This is a genomic window from Collinsella sp. OM08-14AT, assembly GCF_003438115.1.
Classification (GTDB): domain Bacteria; phylum Actinomycetota; class Coriobacteriia; order Coriobacteriales; family Coriobacteriaceae; genus Collinsella.
The window spans coordinates 1-4,527 of the sequence record NZ_QSTE01000031.1 but is presented as its reverse complement, the minus strand read 5'-3'; the positions used below and the strand labels follow the sequence as shown (position 1 = coordinate 4,527).

Below are 4,527 nucleotides of genomic sequence, written 5' to 3'. Positions count from 1 at the left end.
GAGAGCATTTCCCAGTTGACAAAACTATAGGAACACCCCCTCAATACGACAGCTCAAAAACCCACCGTTCGCAGAAGATAAGCCGCGTCCCTATACCGTTGCCCGAAGTTTCGGGCACATGTGGCGTCCGCTATGCCATCATGCGCGTATGGGAATCGTTCTGTCACATACTACAGCACGCGCTGTATACCAAACAGCCAACTCGCTCGCAAGCTACGCGACCGATCCCATACCTATGGAAAAGATCAGGGTGTCTGCGCCGACCACATCCGACCTGGAAGCGGCACGAGCATGGCTCAAAAGAAAGAATGTCGATTCTGAACGCATCCATGTGCTGACGTTTTCCAATAATGCCAAAAGGCACCGCAAGGGCTGCATCTGCCACTGCACGCGCTATACGTTTGATGCAGAAAGCTACCTAGAACTCGAGCCGAACGTCTACATCGTCGATATCAAGCTGTGCGCGTTAGAAGCAACAGCCGACCTCAACCTTTCGGAGCTCGTTGAGTATTACTTTGAAATCTGCGGCTCCTACGCGCTTGAAACGTCCAACGAAACTCAATATCGCGAGCGCCCAGCCCTAACCAGCGTTGAAGAGCTCAGAGCCTTCTTTTCAGAGGCGTCGGGGTATCGTGGATCTAATAAAGCCCTTAAGGCACTTTCTTATGTACGCGAAGGCTGTCGCTCCCCACTCGAAACGGCGTTTGTCATGATGCTGACGATGCCCAAGTCAATGGGTGGCTTAGCCATACGCGCTATCAAAACGGATTATCCGATCCCAGTCCCCAAAAGATACGCCGCCCTAACGCGACGGACGGTTTTCTACCTCGACGCGCTGCTCGAGAATTCGATGACCGATATCGAATACAACGGCTTTTACCACGACGAGCCCGAGCAGCAATCAATTGACGAGGAACGCCGCAACACGCTGCGAAACATGGGATATGCCGTTATCACAGTTACTCGTCATTCGTTTTTCAAGCAGTCCGCTTTTGGACGGGTCATGGAAGCGATTCGCATTCGCGAGAAGATCTGGCCTGGTCGACTCCCGGATAACTTCACCATCCTGCAAGAAACTCTTCGTCAATTTGTCTTGCGGCGCTACTTCGAATACGGTCGCCGCGTCCTGGAGGCTCTCAAAGAAGAAGAGTCCGCCAAGCGCGAAATTGCAAGCCAATATCCGCAAGCTGATGACCCGAGCATCAACGATGTGCCCGAACCCGACGACATGCAACACGTCGGGGCCCTTGCTGAAGAAATCAATGGGCCTTGGGAATGCGACATGTCCGCAAAAATCGATGAAAACCGCACGGAAGACGACACGATTATTGATCTAATTGAGAATTCGCTCTTCTAAAGGCGGTCTCTGCGGATGTCCACCTACATTTTTCGACTTATTCGGCCACCTATGTGCCCGATTGGCCGCAGCAATGCTCAATATAACTTTAGATAAAACTGATTCTGCAGGAACTCCCGTAGAGAAAGAACTGATTCTCACGATATTTAACAAGATTAAGTACAAATATGAACAGTTCTAATGCTTCTCGAGGCGGCTTTCTTAGCATGCTGGCCGAACATCTCGAAATATGTTGGCGAGCATTGCATCGATGCATCCCAACCCACAGAAAATCGCAGAGGCGGCAAGCAGTCATCGAAATTATCGCAAATTGTATTGACATATGAACATGCGCTCATATAATCGGAAGTAAGTTATATGAGCGCATGTTCATATGAAAGGATATTGCAATGAGCATCCGCGTTGATGAAACGAAACCCGACATCGAGGCCACCGAGCCCGCGATCCCCACCACCTGCTCGCCCGAGGACCTTCCCGACGAGGAGCTTCTCTACGACCTCGCCGACCTGTTCAAGGTCTTCAGCGACACCACGCGCATCAAGATCCTCTACGCCCTCATGGGTCGCGAGCTCTGCGTGGCAGACATCGCCGAAGCGACCGAAACCTCGCAGTCGGCAGTATCGCACCAGCTGCGCACGCTTAAGCAGTCGCACCTGGTCAAGTTCCGGCGCGACGGGCGCAATATCCTCTACTCGCTTGCCGACGATCACGTCTATACCATGCTCAACCAAGGCATGAGCCACATCTGCGAATAGCGACCAACCACGGTACCAGCGCGGCCTGCACCCAAGCCGCAAAAACGGGAAAGGAACCCAACATGAAAAAGCAGTTTAAACTCGACGAGATCGACTGCGCCAACTGCGCGCGCGAGCTTCAGGACGAGCTGGCCAAGCTCGAGGGCGTCAAATCCGTGTCCGTCAACTTTATGACCCAGAAGCTGACGCTCGAGGCTGATGACGCCGAGTTCGACGAGGTCCTTGACCGCGTCGTGGAGTTCACCGCCGACGCCGAGCCGGACTGCGAGATCATTCTCTAGCCCAGGTTCACGCCAATCTTCAGGGCCGCGCTTGCCGCGGCCTTTGCTCGCGAAATTATATGAGCGAGTGTTCATACATTCAAATGGGAGGATACGAGTCATGGCCACCGCCGACCCCAAAAAGAAAAAGAAGAAGCGCACGAAAAAAGAGTCACTCGAGCATAAACGCAGCCGTATCCTGGTAGCGCTAGGCATTTTTGCGGTGGTGTACGCCCTCGACGAGCTCGGTGCCCTCACTGCCACATTCGGCGAGCCCGGCGACATCTATGCCAGCTTTGTGCTGTTCCTCGTGCCGTTTTTGATCGCCGGCCATGACGTACTGCAAAAGGCATTTAACAACATCCGCCGCGGTAAGGCCTTCGACGAGAGTTTCCTTATGGCAGTCGCGACCATCGGTGCATTTGCCATGGTGCTCTTCCCCGACACCGACCCGCACATGGCCGAAGGTGCCGCTGTCATGCTGTTCTACCAGGTCGGCGAGCTGTTCCAGGCATACGCCGTGGGCAAGAGCCGCAAGTCGATCAGTGCCATGATGGACATCGCGCCCGACTACGCTAACGTCGAGCAGACCGACGGCACGCTCGAGCAGGTCTTCCCCGATGACATCACCGTCGGCACCGTCATCGTCGTCAAGCCCGGCGAGCGCGTGCCCATCGACGGCGTTATCGTCGAGGGCGAGACGCAACTCGACACCGCCGCGCTCACGGGAGAGTCGGTCCCCCGCCCGGCCAAAACCGGAGACGATATCATCAGCGGCTGCATCAACATGACGGGCCTCATCCACGTGCGCACCACTAAGCCATTTGGCGAATCCACCGTCGCTCGTGTCCTAGAGCTCGTGGAAAACGCCAGCGAAAAGAAGGCACGTACCGAGAACTTCATCACGCGCTTTGCCCGCGTCTACACTCCCGCCGTCACTGGCGCCGCCGCGGTACTCGCGCTCGGCGGCGGCCTGGTGACCGGCGCTTGGTCCGACTGGATCCTGCGCGGCCTGACCTTCCTCGTCGTCAGCTGCCCGTGCGCGCTGGTGATCAGCGTGCCGCTGAGCTTCTTTGGCGGCATCGGCGGCGCATCCAAGCTGGGCGTCCTTATCAAGGGTTCTAACTACCTCGAGACGCTCGCCGATGTGGACACCGTCGTCTTCGACAAAACCGGCACCCTCACGAACGGCACATTCTCGGTCGTCGCGGTGCACCCCGAGGCAGGCTATACCGAGCAGTCGCTGCTCGAAGTCGCGGCCCTTGCCGAGTCGTTCTCCGACCATCCCATCGCGCAGTCGGTACGTACCGCCTTCCAGGGCGAGCTCGATCCCAAGCGCGTAACGGATTCCACTAATGACGCGGGCCACGGCGTGACGGCAACCATCGACGGCAAGCCCGTCGTCGTCGGCAACGCCAAGATGCTCGCCGCCACCGACATCGAAGCACCCAATTGCGAGGTCGTCGGCACCATTCTCCACGTGCTGGTCGATGGCATCTATGCCGGCCATATCGTCATCGCCGACACCGTCAAGGCCGATGCCGAGCAAACGATTCGTGACCTGCACGCCGCCGGCGTTAAGCGCACCGTCATGCTCACGGGCGACCGCGGGGAAGTGGCGGCGTCCGTGGCCAAACAGCTCGGTCTCGACGAGTTCCATGCGCAGCTGTTGCCTGGTGACAAGGTCGAGCGCGTCGAGGCACTGCTCGCGGCCGAATCGGGCAAGGGCAAGCTCGCCTTTGTCGGCGACGGTATCAACGACGCTCCTGTGCTTACGCGCGCCGATGTGGGCATTGCCATGGGCGCCATGGGCTCCGACGCCGCGATCGAGGCCGCCGACGTGGTGCTGATGGACGACAAGCCGTCCAACATTTCCCGCGCGATCCGCGTGGCGCGCAAGACCATGACGATCGTTTGGCAGAACATAATCTTTGCGCTGGGCATTAAGCTGCTGATTCTGGTGCTCGCGGCGCTCGGCATCGCCAATATGTGGCTTGCCGTCTTTGGCGACGTGGGCGTGGCGATCATCGCCATCCTGAACGCCATGCGCGCGATGGGTGTCAAGAACCTGTAGCGCCTGTGGTCCCTCCGGCCGGGGCCGGGCTTGGTTTTGAAAACGTCCTCGCGCATGAGGCCCGTCTTTCCTGCTCCTGCG

The 4,527-nt window shown here is 57.5% G+C and carries 4 protein-coding genes; all 4 read left to right on the top strand.

Features of this window, described 5'->3' with window-relative positions:
• Nucleotides 1-235 precede the first annotated feature (235 nt).
• On the top strand, nucleotides 236-1,357 hold the full coding sequence (locus DXC18_RS10255) for a hypothetical protein (RefSeq protein ID WP_147329321.1): 1,122 nt from the start codon (nucleotides 236-238) through the stop codon (nucleotides 1,355-1,357).
• A 389-nt stretch (nucleotides 1,358-1,746) separates the two neighbouring features.
• Entirely contained in the window at nucleotides 1,747-2,112 is a 366-nt protein-coding gene (locus tag DXC18_RS10250) for a helix-turn-helix transcriptional regulator (RefSeq protein ID WP_055285819.1), read from the top strand.
• Between the two features lie 62 nt (nucleotides 2,113-2,174).
• Complete coding sequence (locus tag DXC18_RS10245) at nucleotides 2,175-2,393, top strand: cation transporter (protein WP_117583778.1); 219 nt, start codon at nucleotides 2,175-2,177, stop codon at nucleotides 2,391-2,393.
• A 100-nt stretch (nucleotides 2,394-2,493) separates the two neighbouring features.
• Nucleotides 2,494-4,446: a heavy metal translocating P-type ATPase gene (locus DXC18_RS10240; protein WP_233509070.1), complete on the top strand. Its 1,953-nt coding sequence runs from the start codon at nucleotides 2,494-2,496 to the stop codon at nucleotides 4,444-4,446.
• Nucleotides 4,447-4,527: the final 81 nt, after the last annotated feature.